We start from the raw sequence: 23,267 nt of genomic DNA on the forward strand, positions 1-23,267 counted from the left end.
CGAATCCGACGACAAAACTTTCCTAACGTGATGATAGCACCCCATGTAACTACTCAGAAGCAAAAGCAATTTCAACAACACCATTTACCGCAAACATCCCCTTAAAATGGTGTAACATTTCTAGCCTGGACTGCTCAGTTTGTTTCTCTGCAAGAATATCCTGACCATAGATAGCGACATCCTCGACAATTCGTTCATGTCTGTAGTAACTCAGAATTGTTTTGTTGATGCTTAGATTGCCATAGCCCTCATAAAACCAACTAACTTCATGGGATCGATTCCATACATTCCCCACACCCCCACCGATGAACATCAAATCACGTTCTTTGGGTGCCAGCATTGGCTCATCCCAATCAATAATGTGAATAGAATCATTATCATCGACCAAGATATTGCCGGCATGAATATCAGTGTGACAGAGCACATTGAGCTGAGGGTCAAAGTGAATTTTTTTAGATAGTTCTTCTGCAGAATCAACTAGTTGATGGATCTGGTCGATCTTTTCTTTAAAATAAAGCTTAAAGTCAGCTGTAATTTTATTATCTGAAATATCGGGCTCCATGCGGCTATAAAGCGATCTGACAAGATCTCTCCATTGTGCCGAATACATCTCTTTTCTTAATTGTTGTTGAATTAAATCAGGGACAGAGGCTTCATGAATTTTTTTGACTGTTCTCCCAAGATTTAGCCACTGCTCCTTGGTTAACTCTTTAGTGAAACCATTTAGTGCATGAATAAAGGGATATACGATTATTTTCGAATGCTCCAACTGCTGCATGAATTTATTTTCAACGGTGGGAATAGGCAAAATAATTTCTTTTATTCCAGAATGATATAAGTGATGAACCAGAGATAAGTTAATTTCGTTATAGTAGCCGTATTTTAACTTTACAAAATAGGAATTGGTTTGCGAATCTGCTTTATAGGCAAGCGCCTCAGTATCAGCACCCTCTGACATAAGTTGAACTGTGTGAACCTCAACTCCATAATGAGTTTGCAAAAGTTCGATAATATGTTGATCTTCGATGGACGATTTTAACAAGAGGAATCCTTATAAGGTTACTTTGGGTTAAGTGTACCCGAATATTGTTTAATGAGGACTACTGACGTTAAGAGCGCTAGAACTACTAGTTGTTAATCCTTGTCGTGCATTATGTTCATTAACTGCCTCCCCGTAGCTCTTGCTCAATCCCTTAGTTGTTTTTGTTGCTATCGATTTAAGATCGGGGCTATGTATAGGTTGAGAATTAGACTGATTAGCGCTGTTCTCATTACTTGCACTTGTTCTTTTTTTCATTGGCTGAAAATCAGGGCGTGGATGGGTTATTTTGTAAAGCTGATAAAGGGAAGAAAGAAAACCATTATTTAAGGCAGCCTGATGGGGTTTAAGATCGACTTTAGGACCATTGAGTGAATCAATAAGTGCTTTAGCGGCTGCTATTTTGTGGTCTTTATGAACACCCAGGCGCAGATAATTTTTATAGTCTGGGTCATTTTGACGATTATCAATATAACGTTGTAGGGCTTTTTTAAGAAATTCGTTCTGAGCCTCGATGCTACAACCTCTGACCTTCCCTGCCAAAGCAGAGTTAGGATGCAGCTCCTTATCTGATAATTTTGTGCTAGCTAATAAATGAGGGACTAAGGCAGAGCGTTTGTATTTACAGGCTAAGTCTAAAGCGGTTTCCCCAGTCTTTGACCGTATATTACAGTCCGCATTATTTGCGATTAATTGCTTTACTGCCCCTTCTTTTCCTGATTCAGCAGCAAAATGTAAAGGCGATTCATTATTTAAATTAACCTGGTTACAATCTAATCCCTTATTAGCCACGAGCCATTGTATTAAGTCAGGGTTGCCACCTTGTGCTGCAAAATGTAAAGGCGTTTCATTACTTGAATTAACCTTATTACAATCTGCACCCTTCTCCACGAGCAATTGTACTAAGCCAAGGTTGCCACCTTGTGCTGCAAAATGTAAAGGCGTTTCATTACTTGAATTAACCTTATTACAATCTGCACCCTTCTCCACGAGCAATTGTACTAAGTCAAGGTTGCCACTTAGTGCCGCCATATGAAGAGCTGTTATATTATTTGGCCCTAAGCTATCTAATTCGGCATTTTTATTCAAAAATAACTGAGCTAATCCCATGTTGCCATTTGAACAAGCAAGCATAAGTGGCGTAAGCCCAGATTGATCTTTTTGATTAAGATCAAAACCCTTCTCTATTAAATTTTGAGCCAGAACCTGTGAATTTTCAGCCTGTCCTTTTGATTTAGGGGATTCATTTTTTTCTGCAAGTAGATGCAGAGGATTAGGATTCATCTTACTTCGGTCAAAACTTTCATGGTTCAAAATGTTTGTTGCAAGTTCGTAGTTTGTAGACAGTATTGCCCACATAAGAGGGGGAGTGTGAGCTGGTTGATTTACATCTAGCCCTCTACCTTTTTCTAATAAATAGCTGGCAACGTCTTTTGCGTTATGCACGGCTGCTAAGGATAGTGCTGTTTGGCCCAAAGGGCCCTCCTTTTGATTTATATCTATTGTTCCAAAGTTAATGCGCTTTAAAGTTGCGACATCATTGGATGATGCCGCAGTACCCAATACCGTATAATCTGCTTTGTCTCTCGCTAAAGGATAAGAAATCTCTCCTGCTGTTAAATGGTCAAGTGACAAGGGATTTTTGCCGTTAGTAAAAACTGTAGTTGTGAGAACAAGCGGTTTGGGATCAGCAAACCAGTCTCTCCACGAAGTATTAGAAAATGATTTATTCAATTCTTGTGCGAGTTCTTTACTATTGTAATTACGACTCATTTTATTTAGATGATTAGTATCAACTAGTTGAAATTGATTATCCCCTAAAACTCGAACAACGACTGAATGATTGTTTGAGATAAATTCAATTGCCGCATTAGCTCTCATGTTTCTATTGCTACTGAGGGTTTTTAGATGTTCAGCTAATTGCATTGGATTATATTGATTGGTTGTACGTAAAGCCTGTTTCAGGCCACCGAACCCTTTTAATCCTTCTGATTGAAGAAAAGGGGCTATTGCCGTTTCATGATATTGAGAAAAATGCTCGCCTCCAAACAGCTCTTGTCCTACTGGCGATAAATATAGGGCTATGCCATCGAAAAATGCCGGTATTTCTAACAAAGCCTTTTCTTTTAGACTAAGGGTCTTACCCTCTTTGACTGCCTTTCTCGCGCTCTCAATATCAGCTTTGAGGTACCCCGAAGGTGCATAGGCATAATCCTCAAGAAGTTGTAAGCGTTGGTTAAAAGTATCTAAGCCATCACAACAAACTGCTTGCACCCACATGCCAGAAAACCCCTTACATAGCCCTTTAGACGAAATTGAACTATAGCCAAGTTGTTGAGCCATAACTATTAATTGAGAATGTAACAAGTTGGAACCGTTCATATCTACTCCAAATACTATCAGCTAGCAGATTGCGATTGTTTTTTGGACATAGTTAAACTTTAAGCCAATCTGATTAACGGCCTCTTAATGACCCATGAATATTTTTCATACCCATATTCCATTTATGAATAAGAACAACAGTCCAGCCTTTGGCAGAAGCGTTTTGCGGAACCCAACGATTAACGCAAGTCTTTAGGAAATTGAGCTAAAAAGTCTGGCTCAAAAGAAGTTCCTAAACTCAATACCTGCCAGTTGCCCTTCTCTTGTTGGAGATACACTGTTGCATCATCAGTTTGAGATTTTTTAGGGTGAAGAATGACTCTAGCATATCCTTTAGCGCAATCTTGAGATAAAAGAGTCACATCGTTGTAGGTCAAAACACTATTTTTATCACTATTCAAATAGTCTTTTATAGAACTTTCTATTCCCTTTTTATCTGTTTCAGAACAGCTGGTTTCTGCTGCATTAGCTTGATTAAAAACACTGAGAATCAATGCAAAATATATAAGTCGAGTCCTCATTTATAATCTCCCTTTAAAATTGTAACCCTGGTACACCTCCGAACAATCATGATGATGCTGTTAATTAATGATTGCTACTACAAAGATTACACCACTTTTGTTTATATAAAAGGAGTCAGTAGGGATAAGTTCGATTGACTGGTAATTGATGTTATGGAGACTTGATGTTAAACGAATTAAATTCAATACAAATTCCTGTTAGGAATAGCGTTGTAGAAAAATCCGGATAATTAGTTTTTGATATGGCGAGGTATGAAAGGGTATTACTTATGAATTAAACGGAGTGATATCTATGGTGGCGCAATAATTATTGATAAAAAGACTATATATAAAAATGCCAATAAACTTATTGAGCTTATAAACGAAAGAAGACAAGAGCTAGAAGAAATATTGAGTTTAGGTATCTCAAAAAGCTTAGATTGTAAGTAATAAATAGGGTCAGATTCGATTGATTTTCATCCTCTCTTGGTATTGTTGTAATAATAAAATCTTTCAAGTCTGACCTCATTGATGCTTAGTCATCTTCACTAAAGAGCCTACACTGCCACTCTGCAACTATAGCAGTTTCTGTGTTCTCAACTAACTCTTTAAAACCATTGACTACATAATCAGAATTACAGTGAATATCAAATGCGTTTATATCAACGTACTCTTGCAGAAGAATAATTGTATACTTTGACTTACTTGGTGAGCCTGGATGTGATATTTGCTTAGTAGCATGTGCTCTTATACACCCTTTTTCTTTTTCCAAAGTCAAAGCCATAAGTTTTTTAAAGTATTGCCATAACCTCTGTTCACAACCTTCTTTAGGAAGCCATTCTGAAACAACAAAAACGTGGCCTGACATATGAATTCTCCTAGAGGATTCGAGCCGAACAACTACACTTTAAAGGCACGGTAACACGCGAAAGTACACCTGATTTTTAAGTGGTGCAATAATAGAAAGACATTTTACTGATGCATATATTCGATATCTAAACCCCGTTCTGTTCGCTATGAAGAGTTCAGAAAAGTATTTACGAGTCTGGTGAATTAGACAAAATTTCAACTGTTGCAAAATTTGCAACAGTTGAAATGAAGGCAATAGCAATTATTTTGATGAGTTACTCACCCGAATCCGTGATATCCGTTCACCGGATATGCCAAATCTGGTTCTCGTTAGAGACTAATCTTTATCACTACTAAAACCCTTTATAGGCAATGTCACTGCATTCTTGATCGCCGAGCACCTCATTCGCACCTGTGACTGTAAATGTGGCAATCTTAACAAGGTTCTCAATTGGTAATAATGAGAAAAAGCTATTTGGATTAAGAGAAAGCTGAGACAGGATTCCCGCGTTATTCTCTAGTTCAGAGCTACTGTAAGCATAAACTCTAGCGGCATTTACTAAGTCAGATGTAAATTTCTCTGCTGTCGGTTTCATACCCTCAGCCGCAAGATTCTGGTTGATAATGGCGTTTAACTGCGGGAACGTAATTTTGCCCAACGTGTTACAAATGTACTTGTTTAAATTCTCCATGAGATAATGTCGCAAAGTTAAATCCATTGTTTCGATAACTGCCATTTTGAGGTTGAATACCTGGCTAATCGTCATCCATGCCATTGGATCCATAAATAACCAAAATTGAACTACAGGATCTTTTGTAGTAAAAAGGCACTTAAAGTAGTCAAAATTTATTGCATGCTTCTTCATCATCTCTAGCCACGGATGCTGGCGCATCGAGCAATATACCTTCATCATGTCTTCGGTAGTCGCGTTTGGTAGCGGGTGGTTTACAAAATACTCTTCAAAAGCCTTGGTTTTTATAGCAACATCTTGATTTAAAAAATTAGAGAAAGCTTGAGCGTTATCTATTAGATTGCTTAACAAAATAGGATCGGATTCCAATAGCTCATCAATAGGGAGTTGACATTCATTGACTAAAATGAAAATTGATTCCTGGCGGAACAGCAATTGATCCTTAAGAGCCCAATCTAATTCTTTGTCCCAGATGATTGTTTCTATTTCCGCTAAAGATAGTTCTACCCGTTTCTGCATAGAAGCACTCCATACTGTCAAATATACGCTCAATTGTAACGCAAATAGTTAAGAATTGATACAGAAGTATAAATTTTTTATATATCTAATTGATCCATATTGCATTTATTTGATAAGACAAATTGTTTTATAACTCAAAGACAACAAAAATTGGGTTAAGCTTCTCCAAATTTGTCCTCCAACGGGTAAGGCCAATCAGCATAGTGGCTTCAGGATGCTAGCTTAATACGCTCCACTGCTGGCTTGGCTTCTGACATATTTGGTAAATTGGCCGCCGCTATGTGATGTGGTCAACCAAAATGTTACAGGCAAATTCAACCGCTCATTGCAACACCTAATTTGTTATAGTTAACTTTTAGGAGAAGTGATGATATATAAGTTATCAAAAAGAAGTTTTACAGCGCATCAACAAACAACAATATGGTCAATGTGATCTCAAGGCAAATCACTCAGTGAAATTGGAAGAGAAATTAGCAAACATGCTGGCTCAATTTTTTGTTTTCTCCAAAGATATGGTGGCATAAAACCAGTTAACTCCATCCGCTCAAAAAAAGCCTTAACCTTATTTGAGCGTGAAGAGATCTCTCGAGGTTTATCTGCAAATTTATCTATCCGACTAATCGCAAAAAATCTAAGCCGCCCCCCATCTACGATATCTCGAGAGATCAGCCGTAATGGAGGCATCAACAAATATCGAGCCGTAGAGGCAGATAAGCAAACCTGGATAAGAGCTAAGCGTCCTAAAAATGGAGCTGGCAAAGCATAAAAAATTTACTATCGATACCCAAATAAAAGTCTATTTTTGCGATCCTAAGTCGCCTTGGCAACGAGGAACAAACGAAAATACTAATCGTCTCTTAAGACAATACATGCCAAAAAAAACAGATTTAAATATTTATAATCAATCAGATCTGGATCAAATGGCCCAGGAGTTAAATGAAAGGCCGAGAAAAACGTTGAGCTTTCTATCTCCAGCAGATAAATTAAACGAGGTGTTGCAATGATCGGTTGAATTTGCCTAAATTATTTGCTGCTTCCGTGACACCATAGCCCTGTTCTAATACCAGGCTTATGGCATCCAATTTAAATTCTTTGGGGTATTTCTCTCTTTGCGTCATTACTTTCTCCAGTTAAGTACATTATCTCTTAACTGGGGTGTACAGATCTATTAAACCACTTCATATTATACTTTGAAAGTATGTAAAGAATTTGTTATTCGTAAGCGTTTAGACACTGGCGAGCAACACAAACAGCGCGGGGACGAATCCCTGATGAGTTATGGGAGCAAGTTAAAGAACTATTGCTAGATTACACACCTTCAAAAATCGGCATTCATTTAGATATTAGCTCCATCCAAATTAAGAAAAAACTACAACGTCAAGAGAACAGAGGCTTGCAGTTTGTCGAGGTAAAGCAAATGGGCTCGAGGCCTGATTTAGGCGTTCTATCCAATAATGATAGTCTCTGTAGTGTTGAACTTCATCGCTTGATAGCTGACTGACCGATATGTATCATAAATTTGGATATGATATATCAACAAATATAATTAGATACTTTCGAACCCCTATAGCTAAAATACCTTCGCTAAAGCAATAACAGCCTAATCTCGGTGTAATTTTCTAATACTGTGACAGAAAATAGCCACATCGCTTTTAGCTTTAACCCGGTATATACAGGAGATTAGTTATGAGAACCAAGAAAGTAACAAATTTAGCTTTAGAGAATAAAGATATCTCTGGAATTCACTATAATTTTAAAACTGAATCCTACGGAGTCAGCCTCAGATATTCAAGCGATCGATGGTCTAAAACTAACGAGAACGAGTTAACTGTTTTTTATGAGATTGCTGAATCGGAAACATTATTAGACTCTAAAGATGAGTTCGCGATATTTCATTCTGGGTCGAAATGGAATTTCATTGATGATGAGCTAGCAACTTTAAAAATTAAGCCTGAGGAAACTATAATTATCAAATTTAAAATAGTTGCTACTGAAACTCCCGATATCCCATTATTTATGCAAATAATGACCTATCCAAAAATTGAAGCGATTGGAGCACTCCTACTCATCACTGGATTTATGGCCTTAACTGCCGCAGTAATTGCTCTCATAGTCGCTGCTACAGCATCAATGACTATTATGAATCCTTTTGGTTTAGCAATTATTGGCGCTATTGTTTTTACAATTGGACTAACGATGGTACTTGCCACACGCCATTGCCAAAATCAATTAGATGAAGCTCCATGGAAACTAGACGCTGAAGTAACAATGGAGCAAGACGGGGTGCCTGAATCAAGAAAATCTGTTAGCGCACAAACTCAAAAAAGAGTATTCCATCACTTCTTCTCCAAAATGGATGCAAAAGTGCATTTTGAAGAAACGGATAGTATAGGGCTTAGCGCTCCGGAACTTGCGTGAAGTTTCTGCAAGCTTGCAGAAACTTCGCGTTATACCTCTGTTTTCCGCATATTGCATAAAAACCATTATATCTGCGTCACGGCAGTTTATATGCAGTGACGCAGAACCTCTTCCAAAAAATAAAAATTTAAAATCAATAAATTACATAAATAAATTCAATCCCGCACCACAGCATTGAACAAAATATTCCTGCTAAACCCATTGCCCCAAAATCTCAACTTTGCAAAATTTTTCATAAGCGTAACTGATGAGCCTGTGCAACTCAGGCGAAACCTTTAGGTCTCATGCTATGCCACTCTCATTCCCTAATCTGTGGCTGAACGTTAAGTCGGGAATCAATAGTTCTAAGATAGCTACCATTAGGTAGATAAGTTAATAATCACTTCTTTATTAACCATGGATCAATAGCAATGGCTGTTGCATTGTCGTGTATTTTTTATTTAAAAATAAGGAGATTAACCACTCAAAAATCGCTGTAAGGCAAAAATATTATAACCCTTGATTTGCCCCACCTTTCGAGCCTTGCAGCTTATGCTGGATATCATCTTTGAGTGAATCGCTCGACTAACACTAAACCAAAGACAGGGCAAATACTTTTTTGAACTTTATTATGCGCAAACAATCCTTAAGACAAACAGCTAATTTATATCTAGTCAATGACAGCAAAGGAAGTCCTCGTGATAAACAATATCGAAGATTTGTGATTGATCGAGTGATTGAGGACTTATTTGTTCTTGGAAATGCACCATCAAAAGATGGTTTTAATATAGATCTCATAGCTATCTCCATTAATTTTAGCGACCGATTATGGCAACAAACAGAAATAGTATGGATATTATGTACAATAAATTTTGGCTAATTCAATCTAAAAATTGAGGTTTATTTGAACCACTGCATATCACGTTTTACTGAGACATTGTCTCATCACTTTAATTCAAAAATTATAGTATTTGCTATAATCAAAATATTATTCCTAATAGTCAACAACATAACCAAACATGAAATTTAATAGCGAAGAAGAAAAAAAACTTGCTACTGTTATGTTTCAGCTTCTTGATAAATTATTGAGTCCTAACTTGGTCTGCAATGAGAACGGAGTAATAGTATTTGCAAACAAATCCTATACAGAATTAGCAGTTGAAAATCCAGAGAATAAACCTTTTTGGAAAGTGTACCCATTACAAAATACAGTACCAGATTATTTTAACCAAGCTGTTGAACAAAGAGTTGAAACTCGTTCAGAAATAACAGTTAAAGATAGAACATCCATTGTTCGCGTTATTCCGGTAAATAATATCTTGGCTAATGAGTTAATTTACATGGTATATTTTGAAGATATCACGTGGCAAATTGAGCTTAATAAACAATTAAAAATCGATAAAAAGTTACTACAACAATCTTTTTTAGATACAATTTTATCTTTTTCTGACTTTGTAGAGTCTAGAGACTCTTATACATCTGGGCATCAAAAACGAGTGGCTTTGCTTTCACTCAACATTGCTACTAAAGCCAATATTACTAATCCAAAATGTTTAAGCACGATATATTATGGAGCTCTCATACATGATATTGGAAAGATCGCGATTCCTATGGAATATCTAGTCACACCAAGGAAATTGACTGTGAATGAATATGAAATAATGAAAACTCATGTCGCAATTGGTAATAAAATAATTGAACATATGGATTTTCCTTGGAATATTAAATCTGTAGTGTATCAACATCACGAGCGCATGGATGGTTCTGGCTATCCCAATGGTCTAAAAGGTGATGAAATCACCAAACCAGCACGCATCGTGGCTATTGCTGATGTATATGAAGCAATGTCAACTAATAGACCTTATCGAAATTCGATATCACAAAAAACTATATTAGAATATTTTGAAGAAAGGAAAGGAACACTGTTTGACGCTAATTATCTTGATTGTTTGTTCCAATGTCTTACTGAACTAGAAGATGTTTATGAAATGAATCCCAATTTTAGACCTTTTGATCCTTTTATTGGTTAGTATTATTTTTCATGTGATTATTTACTCAATTAAGGTCATTTTTTGGCTATAAAAGTCTATTGTCATAAGATGGTTTGGAATATTATGTTCCGTAATTTCTGACCAACTTAATGGAAAGATTAATAATTATTTGTCTACTGCACATAAGAACTAACTAACCACAATAAATTTTATGCTCTGCAACACATAAAACATATCTAGGATAGTTTTAAAGTAATAATAGTGTGATGAGGCTTGATGTAAGTTGACATTGGGATTTAATTGATTTTAAAGGGTATTTTATGGTCGGGACAGAAGGATTTGAACCTTCGACCACTAGCACCCCATTCTTAAAAAGACCGTTTTCAAACGATATCATTCAGTATCAAAAAGTATCATTAAGTTATTGTATTTTATTAATTTTTATCATCTGCTATACTTCAAAAAATATCAAACGATTTCATGTGAGATCTCACGAAAGTACACCTAGAAGTACACCTAATTTTTAAAAGGTGCAATGATGGAAAGACACTTTACAGATGCATATATTCGCTCCCTAAAACCTCGGTCTACCCGTTATGAAGAATTCAGAGATGGAGGCTTTGGCATCCGTGTCACCCCCAAAGGGCTAAAAACATGGTTATACCGTTATAAAATTAATGGCCAAAGGCATTTCATAACCATAGGTCACTACCCTGCTATGAGTTTATCGGAAGCGAAGAAACGTTTTATCGATTTAAGCGACATACGCCATGGCGAGGTAAATCCCAAAGAACAGATCGCAGAACAAAAACAGAAAGACCAAAGTACAGTAAAAAATCTGATACTCCACTGGTACACCAACTACATTGAAAAACACCGCGCTCAACCGTTGCAAATCTGGCAGCATATCAAGGTGGATATTATTCCGCTGTTGGGCAATAAAAAACTCGAACATTTAAAAACTCGTGAGATTACTCAAGCTCTTGATAAAATTGTAGGTCGTGGCTCTCCTGTTCATGCAAACAAAGTATTAAGCACACTAAAGCAAGCCTTCAATTACGCAGTAAGCCGAGGCGAAATGCTGCTAAACCCTGCAATGACCATACGAGCCAGAGATATAGGCGGTATAGAAAAACCCAGAGAGCGCTATTTAACCCTCGAAGAAATAAAAACCTTATGGCAATTCCTAGACAGTGAAGAACATGGTACTTCTTTCCAGATCAGAGCAGCCCTGAAAATCATCCTACTAACAGGCGTAAGAACAGGAGAAATCCGAGTAGCCAAATGGTCAGAATTCGATTTTGAAAACTCCTTGTGGACAATCCCAGCCGAAAATACAAAAACCAATATCGTCATGAGAATTCACCTCACAGAAATGACTAAAAAGGTATTACGAGAACTCAAAGCCCACAGCAATTCAGAATACGTCATCACAGGCGCAGACGACCAAAGTATTTTATCCGACCGAGCTATGCCACGAGCCGTAATCAGAATACAATCACGAGTAGGTATCCCCCACTGGACAGCCCACGATTTAAGACGCACCTTTGCAACTCAGCTTGGTGAGGCTTTGCGTGTTGATCCGGTGGTGATTGAGAAATGTTTAGGGCATAAGATGCCTAAGATCATGGCGACTTACAATAAAAATGAAATGCTGCCCCAAAGAAAAGATGCATTAGAACGATGGAGCCAACAACTTGAATCCTTATCTCGCGACAATTCAGACGTAGCCTGGATGAAACAACGTGAAATCCAGGAACCCATGAGCGCAGCGAATTCATTTATTAATAAATTTTAAAATAACATTTGTAAACCCAGTTTACAAAAACCATAATATAGTAATGATTATAAAACCTTCTAATACTGATGATCTAATGCCCATTATTACAGTGATCAATTTAAGCGAGGAGGAAACACCATGAAAACTAAAATTGAACCCACATTCCTGTATGAAGGGCTTGGTTTTCCTATTGAATTAGAAAATGTAGAAATGATTAACATCAATGACGAGTGGCATCCCAAAATTGATGTCCGCTACGTTGCTGATGAAATTATAAAAAAATTGGCTATCCAAGAAGAAAGATTAACGGGCAATCAAGTGAAATTCATTCGTTCCTATTTTTCCATGCCCCTGCGTGAATTTGGTGAAACCGTAGTTCATGAATCGCACACAGCTGTCAGCAAATGGGAAAAATGTGAAGATGAAATAACTAATATGAATGAAAACACCGAACAAGTATTACGACTCTATATTATCGAACAAACACAGACTAAGACTAAAGCTGATCAAAAGAATTTTTATTCGAACTTTAAAAGAAGCAGAGCGTTTGTAAAGGCAAAAGGTAAAAAACCCAAATCACTTCATTTAAATCTCTGTGCATAAATTGTCTGGACTAAATACCAGTCGGTGACATTTTGTCACCGACTGAAATTAACAATTGATAATAAAGTTCGGTTAAGAGTAGTGGCAAATTGCCACCTCCCTTTCAATTGAATAATGAAGATAACTAATATGACTAAAAAAGATTTATCTACTTTTGAACGAGAAATGCAAGATCCTCTTGTTCGTGAACAATTTGAAAAAGAATATACTAAGTTTCTGTTATCTGAGATCATCAAGGCAATTTATCTATTTGCACAAATAAAATAAATCAGACATAATCTTACCATATATAAACAAATGGCAAGGATTTGTCTGATAATGGCAAACAAAAATCCTGAGGAAATATTCCGTCAATATGGCGGACAGCTAAGAATGAGTGAGGCTATAAAGCATGGCATCACCCGTTATATGCTCTATTCGCTTAAAGATAATGGAATTATTGAGCAAATTAGTAGAGGAGTATATCGACTCACTAGTCTCCCTCCACTTAGCAATCAAGATCTGGTAACAGTTAGTCTTCGTATTCCTAATGCAGTTATTTGTCTTATTTCCGCACTGTCATATCATGAACTAACAACCCAAATACCTCATTCTGTATCTATAGCCATACCAAGAGAAACTCACACACCTTCTCTCGTTTATCCACCGATTCAAGTCCATCGCTTTTCAGGGCAAGCATATCTGGCTGGTATAGAAGAGCATCTTATAGATGAGGCCAACATAAAAATTTATTCTGCTGAAAAGACAATCGCTGATTGTTTTAAATATAGGAATAAAATCGGTATGGATATAGTGCTGGAAGCAATAAAATTTTATCGAGCTAGAAAACAATTTAATATGAATGAAATCCTCAAATTCGCTAGAATTTGTAGAGTTGATAAAGTCATAGCCCCCTACCTGGAAGTAATGATATGAAATCGCCAAAAAATAGTGCTGCATCAATCCGACAGCGTTTATTAAATCATTCGAAAACCAACCAAAAACCATTTAATGAAATCCTCCAATATTATGCAATGGAGCGATTTCTTTATCGTCTATCACTATCCCAGCACAAAAATAAGTTCATCTTAAAAGGTGCATTGATGCTAAGGGTATGGAACGCTCCGGAGTCCAGGCCGACTATGGATATTGATATGCTGGGAAAAACAAGTAACGATGAAATAAATATTGTTCAACAGATGAAAGAAATACTATCAGTTAATGTTCCAGAAGACGGCCTCGTTTTTGACGCAACCACATTGCAGGCAGAACGGATTAAAGAAGATGCTGATTATCATGGGATAAGAATACTCTTTAAAGGCAATCTCGATACAGCAAAAATTCATATGCAAATCGATATTGGTTTTGGTGATGTTGTTTATCCTGTTCCTGAACAATCAGTTATGCCAACAATCCTGGATCTTCCAGCACCAGAATTGTTTACTTACAGCAGAGAAACTGCCATTGCAGAAAAATTTGAGGCAATAATTAAACTAGGTAGCCTCAATAGTAGAATGAAAGACTTTTATGATATTTGGATGTTATCCAGACAATTCGATTTTAATGGTAAGGAACTTTCAGAAGCAATACGTCTGACATTTGAAAACCGTAACACCTTATTATCAGATAACATTGAGGCGTTTTCAAATCAATTTATACAATTAAAACAAACTCAATGGCTAGCCTTTACCAAACGGCTCAAGCAAGAGTATATACCGATTCAATTCCAAGAAATTATTAGTAAAATTCAGGCTTTTCTTTATCCGATGGTATTAACATTCTCTCAACAAAATCCAATTCCACAAAAATGGTGTAGTATTACATGTCAATGGTCATAAAAGCCAAACCCTACAATACCCGTTCATCTCAATCATATTGGGTTAATATTAAAACCAAAAGAAAATCGCAAATGGTTACATTTTGTAACCGGTTAAAAAAGATAAAGCGGTGACAAATTGTCACCAGTTAAAAATTAACTTCATGTGCGTTCAATTAATAACACTCAGAAAAAACCTTTGACAAACACTCGGATTTAAATAAACATCATCAATAGATGACCATTAAACTAAACTTTCACCACAATTTTTTTAACTCCCAAAATCAATGAGCCTAAATCCGTTCAAAACAAGGCCGACCCTAACCCGACACATCAACCCGGCACAAACCCGACATAGCAAGATCCAATAGTAGCAAGGAGAAAGATCCATTTGAATATAAAAACCCAACAAAGCAAAATTCTCCAAGCCGACCCACCTCATAACTCCAAAATCTGTTTTTTATGTGTTTACGCGCGCGAGGAAAATTTTTTTAAACAATTTTAAACAAAAATAACCAATTACCAACGCAAAAACTTCTTAGTAAAAAAATATAAGGTTCATTTAATATCATTTACTATCAAACCCATTTTCCCTATTGACACTTTCCACCAATTTCCTAGAATGAATCAAGTTTAATGCATCTTGGTTATCTAAATGTCATCGATTGATAGCGTTTGATATCAATCGAAATAAAAATACAGGGTTTAAACAGGAGTAAAAAATGGATTTCTTATTCGTCACCACCTACGAACTGGACGCACTCAGAGAAATCCCTCTCATGCAAAGAGTGGTCTATCTCATGGGCATCCGCCCCTACATGGACAGAAAGACCTTCATGGTCGGCATTAAACGCAAAATCAGCTACCAGTCTCTAAGAGAAACACTTTATGTCGCTCCGATCAAAGGCGTAAAAACAGGCTGCCCTAGTCACCAACAAATGAAGCGCGTAATTAAATCTCTGGCACGCCAAGGCATCATAGAAATTCGCTCAACAACCAAAAATCTCATTGTGAAATGCCTTCTGGCTAACCCACATGAGCCGATAGAGCTTGAAAATAAATCTAAGCCTGAATCAAATCCACCGACCCAAGCAGAACAGAATCAATCATTACCACCAGAAAATCCGAAATCAATGAAAACTGAAAAACCAACCTACTCAAAATCAGACGTCAAAGCACAGCCCAGCAACAACCTAAAAGTTCTATACCAAAAATTCGAACAATTCTGGCAACTCTACCCCTTACCTAGTTATAAATCTGAAGCATGGAAACAATTTCAGCAAATTGATCCTGATGAGAGGCTTTTTGCTCAGCTCATAGATGGATTGCAAAAACAGTTAACCACAGTTAATCGTTCAGGAGCTTATTGGCCTTATCCTGCTAGTTGGTTGGGTCAAAAAAATTGGTTAAGCAACGAGGGTATATAAGCTCATTTATAACGCAACCATCGTCCAATCTATTAATTGTTATCTATCCTTAAGCAAAACCTTACCTGAAAGTATGGGCTATACTGATTACAGTTTGCTCAATATTTAAGGAATTCATTATGCAAAAGGACTTCATAATAAATGATCCAATTCATAAATTAATGTTATTCAGAAATGATGAATCACGTCTTGTAAATTCAATTATCAGCACACCTTCATTCCAAAGACTTAGATACATAAAGCAATTAGGAATGTCTTATCTAGTTTATCCAGGAGCAAATCATACTAGATTTAGTCATTGCCTAGGAGCAGCTTATATTGCTAAAAGAGTTATTGAGAAATTACGTGCCGATCAAGACAATGACATTTCTGAGAAAACTAAATTATACGCCATTTCTGCAGGGCTCCTTCATGATATCGGTCATGGTCCTTTTTCTCATATATTTGAATTAGATTACGATGGTTTTAAATTTAATCATGAAGAAATGGGGTCTTTGTTAACAAAAAGAATTTCTAAAGAAATAGATGAGGATTTTCAAGAAATGATCCTAGAAACAGCTACTTTTCTTGATAAAAACAATATGAAAGATAATGCTAAAGATAAGTTAAGCAATGAAGCAAAGTTTGTAAAAACATTAATATCATCTCAACTTGATACGGATAGAATGGATTATTTATTAAGAGATAGTCATTTTTGCGGAGTTGATTATGGTGAATATGACATCAAATGGTTAATTAATGGAATAAAATACTGCTCTAAGAAAAATATAGTAGCAATGGTAATCCCCCCATTTTTAACTGAAGTTAAAAGTAGAGGATTAGGCAACTAGTGCCAATTTTTGCCTTGGAGGAATGCCTCCAATAGCAGTATTTGGACGTTCATTGTTGTATGTCCATAACCATTGTGTGGCATGTAGTTGCACCTCAGCAATAGATTCGAATAAATATTGGCTTAACCAATCATACCGAACAGTGCGATTATACCGTTCAATATAAGCATTTTGCTGTGGATTTCCTGGTTGAATAAAGACCAATCGTATTTGATTTTTATCCATTCCTCCAAATTTAGCTCGCCATTTGTAAAATGTAGCAGCGCTAATGACATGTTCTCGGCAGAGTTCTGAAACAGGGGTGCCACCTTCGGCTTGTTTTAGAATCGACAGGATTTGGCTATCTGTAAATTTTGATCTTTTCATGAAGAATCTCCTCCTATATAGCGTATGAGAAAATTCTACTTTTAACATCACTTATTTTTCGGGGGGATTACCCAATCAATAGAAAAGCTATCGGAGTAATTGAACATTATTTAATAGCACGGAGATTAATGACAAACTGTGTTTATAAGCACAAGAAAGTAATTGCAGCAACACATTTATTAAGTACCTTCTTAAAAGTCCTTCACTTGAATATAGAAGAACTAAGTAAATTGAATAAATATAGCTCGTTGCCAATAGTGCAGTTTTTTAACGTTATTTCCAAAGACGCACAGCATTCAAATATAATTGACGAGTTTCTTTCTATAACAGATTCAGATATTGATTTAATTATTAAAATGATTGCCAGTGAAAAAAATAAAAAAATTAACCCCTCTCTAAAAAAATTAGCACTAAATCTACTTAACAGACAAATTCCCAAAGCATATGAAATTGATTTTTCAAGGTATACTGACGCAAACCAAATTATTTCTGAATGGAAGGAAAAAAACTCTGGTTTTTTGGATTGGCAGGTATGCTTAGAGGAAAGAAATATTTCTACATATAAAAGTCATTCGTCCAAAAACACAGAGGATGAAAGCATTTACGTTATTGATTCAAACAATAATATTAAGGCAATTGACTATTTTTCACTACCGATTTTTTCTTTTAGTAACAGAGTTGAAATTAACCCAATAATTATGATTGATAAAGAATTAGAAGATACTTCTTTGGAAAAGCAATTGTTAGAAGAACTCAATAATGCATGTTGCTTGATTGATTGCAATCATAAAACATAGGAATCTCGCTTAACTCTTTGAAATTTTGATCATATTGATAATTTCATTAAAATTCTATGCGTCACTGCAATTTTACAGCAGTGACGCATACATATAAGATAAAAAATCCAATTTAAAATCAAACAATTAACAAATAAAATTCAATCCCACACCACAGGATTGAACAAAATATTCCTCCAAAACCTATTGCTCCCAGATATCGCCTTTGCTAAATTTTTCATAAGCATAACTGATGAGCCTGTGCAATTCAGGCGAAACCTTCGGGTCTTATGCTAAGCCACTCTCATCCCATAACCTGTGGCTGGACGTCTAGTCGGGAATCTGTAGTTCTAGGATAGGCTACCATCGGGTAGATAAGTTAATAATCACTTCTTTATTAACCATGGATCAGCGGCAGCTGCTGTTGGATTGCCGTGCGTTTTTTTATTTAAACAATAAGGAAATAAACCACAAAAAAACCGTTGTACCCAAATAATCATTAACCTTGATTTGCCCCACCATTTCGAGCCTTGCAGCGCAAGCTGGATATCCTCTTTGAGTGAGTCGCTCGATTAACACTAAACCAAAGACAGGGCAAATAAATTGATTGAATAGAACTATGCGCAGACACTCTTTAAGACAAATAGCGAGCCAATATCTGGATCATGATAATAGCGGTAGCCCTCGTGGTAAAAAATATCGCCGCTTTGTTATTCTAAGGATGATTGAGGATCTCTTTGTGCTTGGACTTGCGCCATCCAATTGGCCTGGTTTGACACCAATCCATTTGCAGCAACTGATTCAACACTGGCATAAGAAAAAAGTTAAACCTTCGACTCTGATGAATTACATGACCATCATCCGAAAATTTCTAAACCATGTAGGTCATACTGCTGAAAATATTGATAATCACAGTCTTGGTTTGCAAACTAAGAAAATTAAGAAGAAAACTCGGAAGTCTCCTACTGATTTAGTAGAGAAGATCAATGACCCTGTTGCCAAAATCCTTTTAGGCTTCCAAATTCATTTTGGCTTGTCCTTGAGCGAAGCCATGCGCATTTTGCCAGGGGTACATATTCAAGCGCATGAATTACTACTGACACGAGAAATCACTTTTAATAGCAAGGATAGGAGGATTCCTATTCGCTCCGGAGATCAAATAAAGCTTATACAGGATTTTAATATGTTAACCCAAGGGAACGGCTGCCTTATCACTACTCACGGTTATAGAGCTATCTGCTTTAGCTGGCAAAAGGCCATGAAGTCCCTAAGGCTCTCTGGAAAGAAATGCTGGCGTTATCTTTATGCCCAGCAATTAAGTTCACAATTATCATCTCAAATATCCCATTACCGTTTGTCCTTACTCATCATGGATGAAATGGGTCTGAAATCCCGTACCACACTTTGGAGTTATCTCAATGAGCAATAAACTACGTAGCGCACTTTACTCAGTACACCAATTAATTAGACAGATGCAGGGTTATTCCTATGCCAGCAAAGCAGATATGAAACATATGATAAACCGCTGCATGAAAGACCTACATGAATTGGGGTTCAAAGTTGGCCATTTAAATGGTTTAAAGCCCAAGCATATCTATATACTGGTTGAGCATTGGAAAAATCAAGGCAAGAGTCCAGCAACTATCAAGAATTATATGTCCAAATTACGTAAGCTCGCTTATTTTCTTGATAGACCTAAGCTGGTTAAGACAGGCAATGACTCCTACAACATTGATAAACGCACTTATATTCCTACCCAAAGCAAAGCCATTCACCATATCGATTTAAACTTATGTACCGATCCGCATATTCGCCTATCACTTGAAGCACAAATGCTTTTTGGTTTACGTAGGGAAGAATCAATGAAATTTGTAGTCAGTGAAGCATGGCATGGCGATTGTTTGCATATCAAACCCAGTTGGACAAAGGGTGGTATTGGACGATTGCTTAAAATTACTAATGAAGAGCAAATGAAATGGCTATTAAAAGTCTCGCAACAGATTAGACGAGGTGAGTCCCTAATCCCTGCGGAAAGAACCTATAAGCAACATTTAAGTCATTATCAACAGCAGGCTAAGTTAATGGGTGTCTGTAAATTACATGGTATCCGTCATGCTTATGCTCAACGTAGATATCTTGAATTAACGAAACAGTTAGATCCTTTAAATATAGGTTTGAGATGTCCGATTGCTGGGGGGAAAACAGCTCAAGAGCTAGATCAAACAGAGAGAAAAATCGATAAACAAATTAGAGGTATAATCAGTCGTGAACTTGGGCACTCACGCATAAATATCACCAAAACTTATTTAGGTTAACAGGACTAATCATGTTACAACTCGCTAACAAAAGTAGCGTTAGCTACTTTATAGTTATCAAGCATTTCATTCCATAATAATTGAACATTAGCTCTTGAAATAGGAATATTAGTTACCTTATTGGATAAAAAACCAGCGTGCTCACATGAATTTACAAATGAGAATAACCCATCAAAATACCCCTTAATATTTAAAAAACCTATGGGTTTTATTAATTCTCCAATTTTTATAGCGTTCCATGTCTCAATTGCTTCTTCTAGCGTTCCAAGGCCACCAGGCATCACAACAAACATATCAGATATTTTTTGCATCATGGCCTTACGTTGTTGCATGGAATCAACAATATGTAATTCGTCTATTATTTTTAAAGGCTTTTCTTGTGCGATAAGATGATTAGTAATTATCCCTACTACCCTTCCGCCATATTCTTTTACAGTATTGGCAAGAAGCCCCATCATCCCTAGACTTGAACCACCATAAACTAGAGTAAAACCATCTGCAGCAATTTTTTTACCTAATAAAATTGCTGCATCACTATATTCATTATCATTACCAAATTGAGCGCCCAAATAAACGCAAACAGTTTTCATATAGTTCCAAATAATTCAAAATAATTCAAAAGAGAATTTCAAATATGATGCCATGGTAGGTTAATTTAAAAATGAAAGGCAAGATCGATATATATAATGAAACGGAATCAAAGTCTTTGGTCATTGATCTTTGCGACAAAAGTTACACCACTTTTGTTCATATATAATATTATCCGCACGAATCTCCCACTCATGCCCATTTTTACAAACCATTCTAATCTTAGTTTTACATTGCAAATATTCAGTTGATAAACACACGCCTCCATGTCTACTCGCAAATTCATGGAAGTACTCTATTGAATATTTCCGAGAATTATTTCGCGCACAAAGAGGACATCCAGACTTATTTTTTGTTCGGTTATAGATCGTAGCCTGCCATGAGTGTTTTTTGTCACATTTCCACCATACTTTCTTGCCTACATGTGGAGTAAAGTTAGTTGGATTTAGCCCTTTGTTCATTTCGTTATCCCATTCTACCAATAGTTCAGGATAAGAAACCGCTAAATTATTTGTCGCTGAAGCATACCGGCCATAACAAAATGGACAACCTGTGCCACTAGTTCTACTGTTAGGTGCTGCCTGCCATTCATGCCCCTTTGTACATTTCCACCAAACTTTTGTATTCATGTTTGGAGTTATTTCTTCGGGAAGAACTCCAACATTTTTTTCATGATGCCATTCATTAACTAGCTGGGGGTTTATTTTTGCAAAATTCCACTCATTGGTTGCCCTGTTGGGAAGAATACGAGGACAATGAGGACAACCAGTGTTTTGGCATGAGCGATTATTTAGTGAAGTCTCCCAAGTATGACCTTGCTCACATCTCCACCAAACATTTTTATTTGCTGCAGGCCTAAAATGTTCAGGAGATAACGGGGCATTTAAATCATAAGCCCACTCTCTAGCAAGCTCTGGTTTTTTAGCAGCAAATGAAAGCTCGTATGGCGGAGCTGGAAGATGAGAAATAATTTTCCGATATAGTTTTTTATTAAGAAGTGAACCGCTATCAATATAATGCTGTAGATTTCCACGCTCAACATTGGATAAATCAGCAAATTTAATGATTTGATTGATAAGATTAGAAATTACTGGAAATATATTATTTGACGATTTAAAAGAGATGTCTCGGACGCTCAATAACGGCAATCCCTCCTCCCTTAAACGAAATAACAGAATACCTTTTTCTTCAAACAATTTTTGCTTTATAGCATCAACATGTGCTTTGGGTTTATGCCAATACACGCCATCAATTTCTACTCCAATTTTTTTATCAGGAAGGAATATATCACATTCGTATTTTCCAATTTTTTCACGCCACAAAACATTAGGAAACAATGCTTTTATTTCAGTGTAAACAGCAATTTCAATTCTTGATGTTTGAAGCGCACACCTCGGGCAACCAGTACCATTGTTAACTCTAGTTCCAACTGTTGCCTGCCAGTCGTGGCCATGCTTGCAAATCCACCAAATTTTTGTTCCACCACCCGCAATAACATCATTAGGAGTTAAGGTCTCGTTCTTAGTAGGATGCCAATCTTGAGCAATGTCAGGGCGAAGTCGAGCAAGACTATTCTCATCGCATAGCTTACGATTCGTACAATATGGACAGGATTTATTGTATTGTTTTCTTGTTCGATTTGTAATTGTAGCTTGCCAAGAGTGCCCCTTTTGGCATTTCCACCATACTTTTTGATTCGCTCTTGGGGTAAGGTTTTCAGGATCAAGATTTTTGTTTTTTATCGAATCTAATTCTTTCAATAATTCAGGATATTCAATAGCAAAGTTTCTATCGCTTGTTGGCTTTTGACCAGCACAATAAGGACAACCATGCCCACGATTTCGGCTATTAATAACTGCTTCCCACTCATGGTTATTTGAACATAACCACCATACTTTTATTCCTGAACCAGATGAAACATCTTTGGGCGTTAAAGGCATATTTTTATGTGGATGCCATTGTTGTGATAATTCTGGATTTTCTGACTGTAATGTGTCGGCTCTTTTAATTAAACCAAGAGATTGCTCAATCGAACGTCCTTTCTTTAACATTTCGATGACGTGCGTATAGGCTCGATTATAGTATTTTGCAGCTTCTTTTAGAGTTTTAAACTCACGACCCTCTACTTGAACAGAAATACCCGCAGTTTTGGATGCAAAAGCAGGAGGCGGTACAAGCCCTACGGCTTGCTCTGGAGTCCAACCTTTTGAAAGACGATAATCAACTGTATTTCGTGATTTACCAAATGCCTTAGCTGCACTCTCAAGTGATTCGTACTCTTTTTCTTGAATTATTATTTTTCTTTTGTTTGATCGTATAGTCATCTAATTCTGATTTTTGAAAATACCAAAGTACACCCAGAAGTACACCTAGCAGAATTTTTGATTTGAAATGAGTTTTAACTGAATGATGCAACTT

General features: G+C 36.6%; 22 protein-coding genes and 3 pseudogenes. 15 read left to right on the forward strand and 10 right to left on the reverse strand.

Features of this window, described 5'->3' with window-relative positions:
• Positions 1-49 precede the first annotated feature (49 nt).
• The 5 genes from BN1094_RS00200 to BN1094_RS00220 form a co-directional block, all read right to left on the reverse strand.
• Positions 50-1,042 (reverse strand): phosphotransferase, encoded by a 993-nt coding sequence (locus BN1094_RS00200; RefSeq protein WP_043872433.1) that lies wholly within the window; start codon positions 1,040-1,042, stop codon positions 50-52.
• A 48-nt stretch (positions 1,043-1,090) separates the two neighbouring features.
• A complete protein-coding gene (locus tag BN1094_RS00205) occupies positions 1,091-3,421 on the reverse strand; it encodes an ankyrin repeat domain-containing protein (RefSeq protein WP_043872434.1) in 2,331 nt (776 codons plus the stop codon).
• A gap of 179 nt (positions 3,422-3,600) precedes the next feature.
• A complete protein-coding gene (locus tag BN1094_RS00210; protein ID WP_043872435.1) occupies positions 3,601-3,942 on the reverse strand; it encodes a hypothetical protein in 342 nt (113 codons plus the stop codon).
• Positions 3,943-4,456: 514 nt separating this feature from the next.
• Complete coding sequence (locus BN1094_RS00215) at positions 4,457-4,789, reverse strand: putative quinol monooxygenase (RefSeq protein WP_043872436.1); 333 nt, start codon at positions 4,787-4,789, stop codon at positions 4,457-4,459.
• A gap of 334 nt (positions 4,790-5,123) precedes the next feature.
• Positions 5,124-5,981, reverse strand: coding sequence for a hypothetical protein (locus BN1094_RS00220; protein ID WP_043872437.1), 858 nt, complete (start codon positions 5,979-5,981; stop codon positions 5,124-5,126).
• Positions 5,982-6,348: 367 nt separating this feature from the next.
• On the opposite strand from BN1094_RS00220, the pseudogene BN1094_RS20225 reads away from it, so the two are divergent.
• Positions 6,349-6,985: pseudogene (locus BN1094_RS20225) on the forward strand (IS30 family transposase).
• 12 nt (positions 6,986-6,997) lie between these two features.
• Here BN1094_RS20225 and BN1094_RS19575 read toward each other — a convergent pair.
• A pseudogene (locus tag BN1094_RS19575) lies at positions 6,998-7,099 on the reverse strand (transposase); the annotation flags it as partial.
• Between the two features lie 182 nt (positions 7,100-7,281).
• Between BN1094_RS19575 and BN1094_RS19065 the strand changes: the two are divergent.
• The 11 genes from BN1094_RS19065 to BN1094_RS00280 all read left to right on the forward strand — a co-directional run bounded on the left by BN1094_RS19065 (position 7,282) and on the right by BN1094_RS00280 (position 16,804).
• Positions 7,282-7,482 carry a hypothetical protein gene (locus BN1094_RS19065; protein WP_081934919.1) on the forward strand — a complete coding sequence of 67 codons (201 nt, stop codon included), beginning with the start codon at positions 7,282-7,284 and terminating at the stop codon, positions 7,480-7,482.
• Between the two features lie 185 nt (positions 7,483-7,667).
• Positions 7,668-8,399, forward strand: coding sequence for a hypothetical protein (locus BN1094_RS00240; RefSeq protein ID WP_043872439.1), 732 nt, complete (start codon positions 7,668-7,670; stop codon positions 8,397-8,399).
• A 610-nt stretch (positions 8,400-9,009) separates the two neighbouring features.
• Complete coding sequence (locus BN1094_RS00245; protein ID WP_043872440.1) at positions 9,010-9,258, forward strand: hypothetical protein; 249 nt, start codon at positions 9,010-9,012, stop codon at positions 9,256-9,258.
• A 139-nt stretch (positions 9,259-9,397) separates the two neighbouring features.
• Entirely contained in the window at positions 9,398-10,408 is a 1,011-nt protein-coding gene (locus BN1094_RS00250) for an HD domain-containing phosphohydrolase (RefSeq protein ID WP_052403055.1), read from the forward strand.
• A 496-nt stretch (positions 10,409-10,904) separates the two neighbouring features.
• A complete protein-coding gene (locus BN1094_RS00255) occupies positions 10,905-12,167 on the forward strand; it encodes a tyrosine-type recombinase/integrase (protein ID WP_081934920.1) in 1,263 nt (420 codons plus the stop codon).
• Positions 12,168-12,287: 120 nt separating this feature from the next.
• A complete protein-coding gene (locus BN1094_RS00260) occupies positions 12,288-12,752 on the forward strand; it encodes a hypothetical protein (RefSeq protein ID WP_099908946.1) in 465 nt (154 codons plus the stop codon).
• 129 nt (positions 12,753-12,881) lie between these two features.
• The gene (locus BN1094_RS19725; RefSeq protein WP_155833967.1) at positions 12,882-13,019 is read left to right on the forward strand and encodes a hypothetical protein; all 138 of its coding nucleotides are present in this window, start codon (positions 12,882-12,884) and stop codon (positions 13,017-13,019) included.
• Positions 13,020-13,070: 51 nt separating this feature from the next.
• A complete protein-coding gene (locus tag BN1094_RS00265; protein ID WP_043872442.1) occupies positions 13,071-13,667 on the forward strand; it encodes a type IV toxin-antitoxin system AbiEi family antitoxin domain-containing protein in 597 nt (198 codons plus the stop codon).
• A complete protein-coding gene (locus BN1094_RS00270; protein ID WP_043872443.1) occupies positions 13,664-14,569 on the forward strand; it encodes a nucleotidyl transferase AbiEii/AbiGii toxin family protein in 906 nt (301 codons plus the stop codon). Before BN1094_RS00265 ends, BN1094_RS00270 begins: the two co-directional genes overlap by 4 nt.
• Before the next feature lie 700 nt (positions 14,570-15,269).
• The gene (locus BN1094_RS00275; RefSeq protein ID WP_043872444.1) at positions 15,270-15,974 is read left to right on the forward strand and encodes a hypothetical protein; all 705 of its coding nucleotides are present in this window, start codon (positions 15,270-15,272) and stop codon (positions 15,972-15,974) included.
• 119 nt (positions 15,975-16,093) lie between these two features.
• Positions 16,094-16,804 (forward strand): HD domain-containing protein, encoded by a 711-nt coding sequence (locus BN1094_RS00280; protein WP_052403056.1) that lies wholly within the window; start codon positions 16,094-16,096, stop codon positions 16,802-16,804.
• Here the strand turns inward: BN1094_RS00280 and BN1094_RS20230 are convergent.
• Both BN1094_RS20230 and BN1094_RS20235 read right to left on the reverse strand, forming a co-directional pair.
• Positions 16,793-17,029 (reverse strand): integrase core domain-containing protein, encoded by a 237-nt coding sequence (locus BN1094_RS20230; protein ID WP_425411904.1) that lies wholly within the window; start codon positions 17,027-17,029, stop codon positions 16,793-16,795. The two genes, BN1094_RS00280 and BN1094_RS20230, sit on opposite strands and share 12 nt — an antisense overlap.
• Positions 17,012-17,170: pseudogene (locus BN1094_RS20235) on the reverse strand (transposase); the annotation flags it as partial. The gene BN1094_RS20230 and the pseudogene BN1094_RS20235, both read right to left, overlap by 18 nt.
• Before the next feature lie 128 nt (positions 17,171-17,298).
• On the opposite strand from BN1094_RS20235, the gene BN1094_RS00290 reads away from it, so the two are divergent.
• The 3 genes from BN1094_RS00290 to BN1094_RS00300 all read left to right on the forward strand — a co-directional run bounded on the left by BN1094_RS00290 (position 17,299) and on the right by BN1094_RS00300 (position 20,261).
• A complete protein-coding gene (locus tag BN1094_RS00290; protein ID WP_043872446.1) occupies positions 17,299-17,967 on the forward strand; it encodes a hypothetical protein in 669 nt (222 codons plus the stop codon).
• A 598-nt stretch (positions 17,968-18,565) separates the two neighbouring features.
• Complete coding sequence (locus BN1094_RS00295; protein ID WP_043872447.1) at positions 18,566-19,375, forward strand: phage integrase N-terminal domain-containing protein; 810 nt, start codon at positions 18,566-18,568, stop codon at positions 19,373-19,375.
• Positions 19,365-20,261: a phage integrase N-terminal domain-containing protein gene (locus tag BN1094_RS00300; protein WP_043872448.1), complete on the forward strand. Its 897-nt coding sequence runs from the start codon at positions 19,365-19,367 to the stop codon at positions 20,259-20,261. The genes BN1094_RS00295 and BN1094_RS00300 overlap by 11 nt, the downstream gene beginning before the upstream one ends.
• 14 nt (positions 20,262-20,275) lie before the next feature.
• On the opposite strand, the gene BN1094_RS00305 is transcribed toward BN1094_RS00300, so the two are convergent.
• Together BN1094_RS00305 and BN1094_RS00310 are read right to left on the reverse strand one after the other, a co-directional pair.
• The gene (locus tag BN1094_RS00305; protein ID WP_043872449.1) at positions 20,276-20,851 is read right to left on the reverse strand and encodes an LOG family protein; all 576 of its coding nucleotides are present in this window, start codon (positions 20,849-20,851) and stop codon (positions 20,276-20,278) included.
• 120 nt (positions 20,852-20,971) lie between these two features.
• Positions 20,972-23,173 (reverse strand): zinc-ribbon domain-containing protein, encoded by a 2,202-nt coding sequence (locus BN1094_RS00310; RefSeq protein WP_043872450.1) that lies wholly within the window; start codon positions 23,171-23,173, stop codon positions 20,972-20,974.
• Between the last annotated feature and the right edge of the window lie 94 nt (positions 23,174-23,267).

Origin of the sequence: Legionella massiliensis (assembly GCF_000756815.1) — a bacterium.
In the GTDB taxonomy this organism is placed as follows: Bacteria; Pseudomonadota; Gammaproteobacteria; order Legionellales; family Legionellaceae; genus Tatlockia; species Tatlockia massiliensis.

Bases quoted from the DNA above. Each gene is read 5' to 3' on its own strand.
- BN1094_RS00205 (WP_043872434.1), bottom strand. From the start codon at position 3,421: ATGAACGGTTCCAACTTGTTACATTCTCAATTAATAGTTATGGCTCAA.
- BN1094_RS00210 (WP_043872435.1), bottom strand. From the start codon at position 3,942: ATGAGGACTCGACTTATATATTTTGCATTGATTCTCAGTGTTTTTAAT.
- BN1094_RS00215 (WP_043872436.1), bottom strand. From the start codon at position 4,789: ATGTCAGGCCACGTTTTTGTTGTTTCAGAATGGCTTCCTAAAGAAGGT.
- BN1094_RS00220 (WP_043872437.1), bottom strand. From the start codon at position 5,981: ATGCAGAAACGGGTAGAACTATCTTTAGCGGAAATAGAAACAATCATC.
- BN1094_RS00240 (WP_043872439.1), top strand. From the start codon at position 7,668: ATGAGAACCAAGAAAGTAACAAATTTAGCTTTAGAGAATAAAGATATC.
- BN1094_RS00245 (WP_043872440.1), top strand. From the start codon at position 9,010: ATGCGCAAACAATCCTTAAGACAAACAGCTAATTTATATCTAGTCAAT.
- BN1094_RS00250 (WP_052403055.1), top strand. From the start codon at position 9,398: ATGAAATTTAATAGCGAAGAAGAAAAAAAACTTGCTACTGTTATGTTT.
- BN1094_RS00255 (WP_081934920.1), top strand. From the start codon at position 10,905: ATGATGGAAAGACACTTTACAGATGCATATATTCGCTCCCTAAAACCT.
- BN1094_RS00260 (WP_099908946.1), top strand. From the start codon at position 12,288: ATGAAAACTAAAATTGAACCCACATTCCTGTATGAAGGGCTTGGTTTT.
- BN1094_RS19725 (WP_155833967.1), top strand. From the start codon at position 12,882: ATGACTAAAAAAGATTTATCTACTTTTGAACGAGAAATGCAAGATCCT.
- BN1094_RS00265 (WP_043872442.1), top strand. From the start codon at position 13,071: ATGGCAAACAAAAATCCTGAGGAAATATTCCGTCAATATGGCGGACAG.
- BN1094_RS00270 (WP_043872443.1), top strand. From the start codon at position 13,664: ATGAAATCGCCAAAAAATAGTGCTGCATCAATCCGACAGCGTTTATTA.
- BN1094_RS00275 (WP_043872444.1), top strand. From the start codon at position 15,270: ATGGATTTCTTATTCGTCACCACCTACGAACTGGACGCACTCAGAGAA.
- BN1094_RS00280 (WP_052403056.1), top strand. From the start codon at position 16,094: ATGCAAAAGGACTTCATAATAAATGATCCAATTCATAAATTAATGTTA.
- BN1094_RS20230 (WP_425411904.1), bottom strand. From the start codon at position 17,029: ATGGATAAAAATCAAATACGATTGGTCTTTATTCAACCAGGAAATCCA.
- BN1094_RS00290 (WP_043872446.1), top strand. From the start codon at position 17,299: ATGACAAACTGTGTTTATAAGCACAAGAAAGTAATTGCAGCAACACAT.
- BN1094_RS00295 (WP_043872447.1), top strand. From the start codon at position 18,566: ATGCGCAGACACTCTTTAAGACAAATAGCGAGCCAATATCTGGATCAT.
- BN1094_RS00300 (WP_043872448.1), top strand. From the start codon at position 19,365: ATGAGCAATAAACTACGTAGCGCACTTTACTCAGTACACCAATTAATT.
- BN1094_RS00305 (WP_043872449.1), bottom strand. From the start codon at position 20,851: ATGAAAACTGTTTGCGTTTATTTGGGCGCTCAATTTGGTAATGATAAT.
- BN1094_RS00310 (WP_043872450.1), bottom strand. From the start codon at position 23,173: ATGACTATACGATCAAACAAAAGAAAAATAATAATTCAAGAAAAAGAG.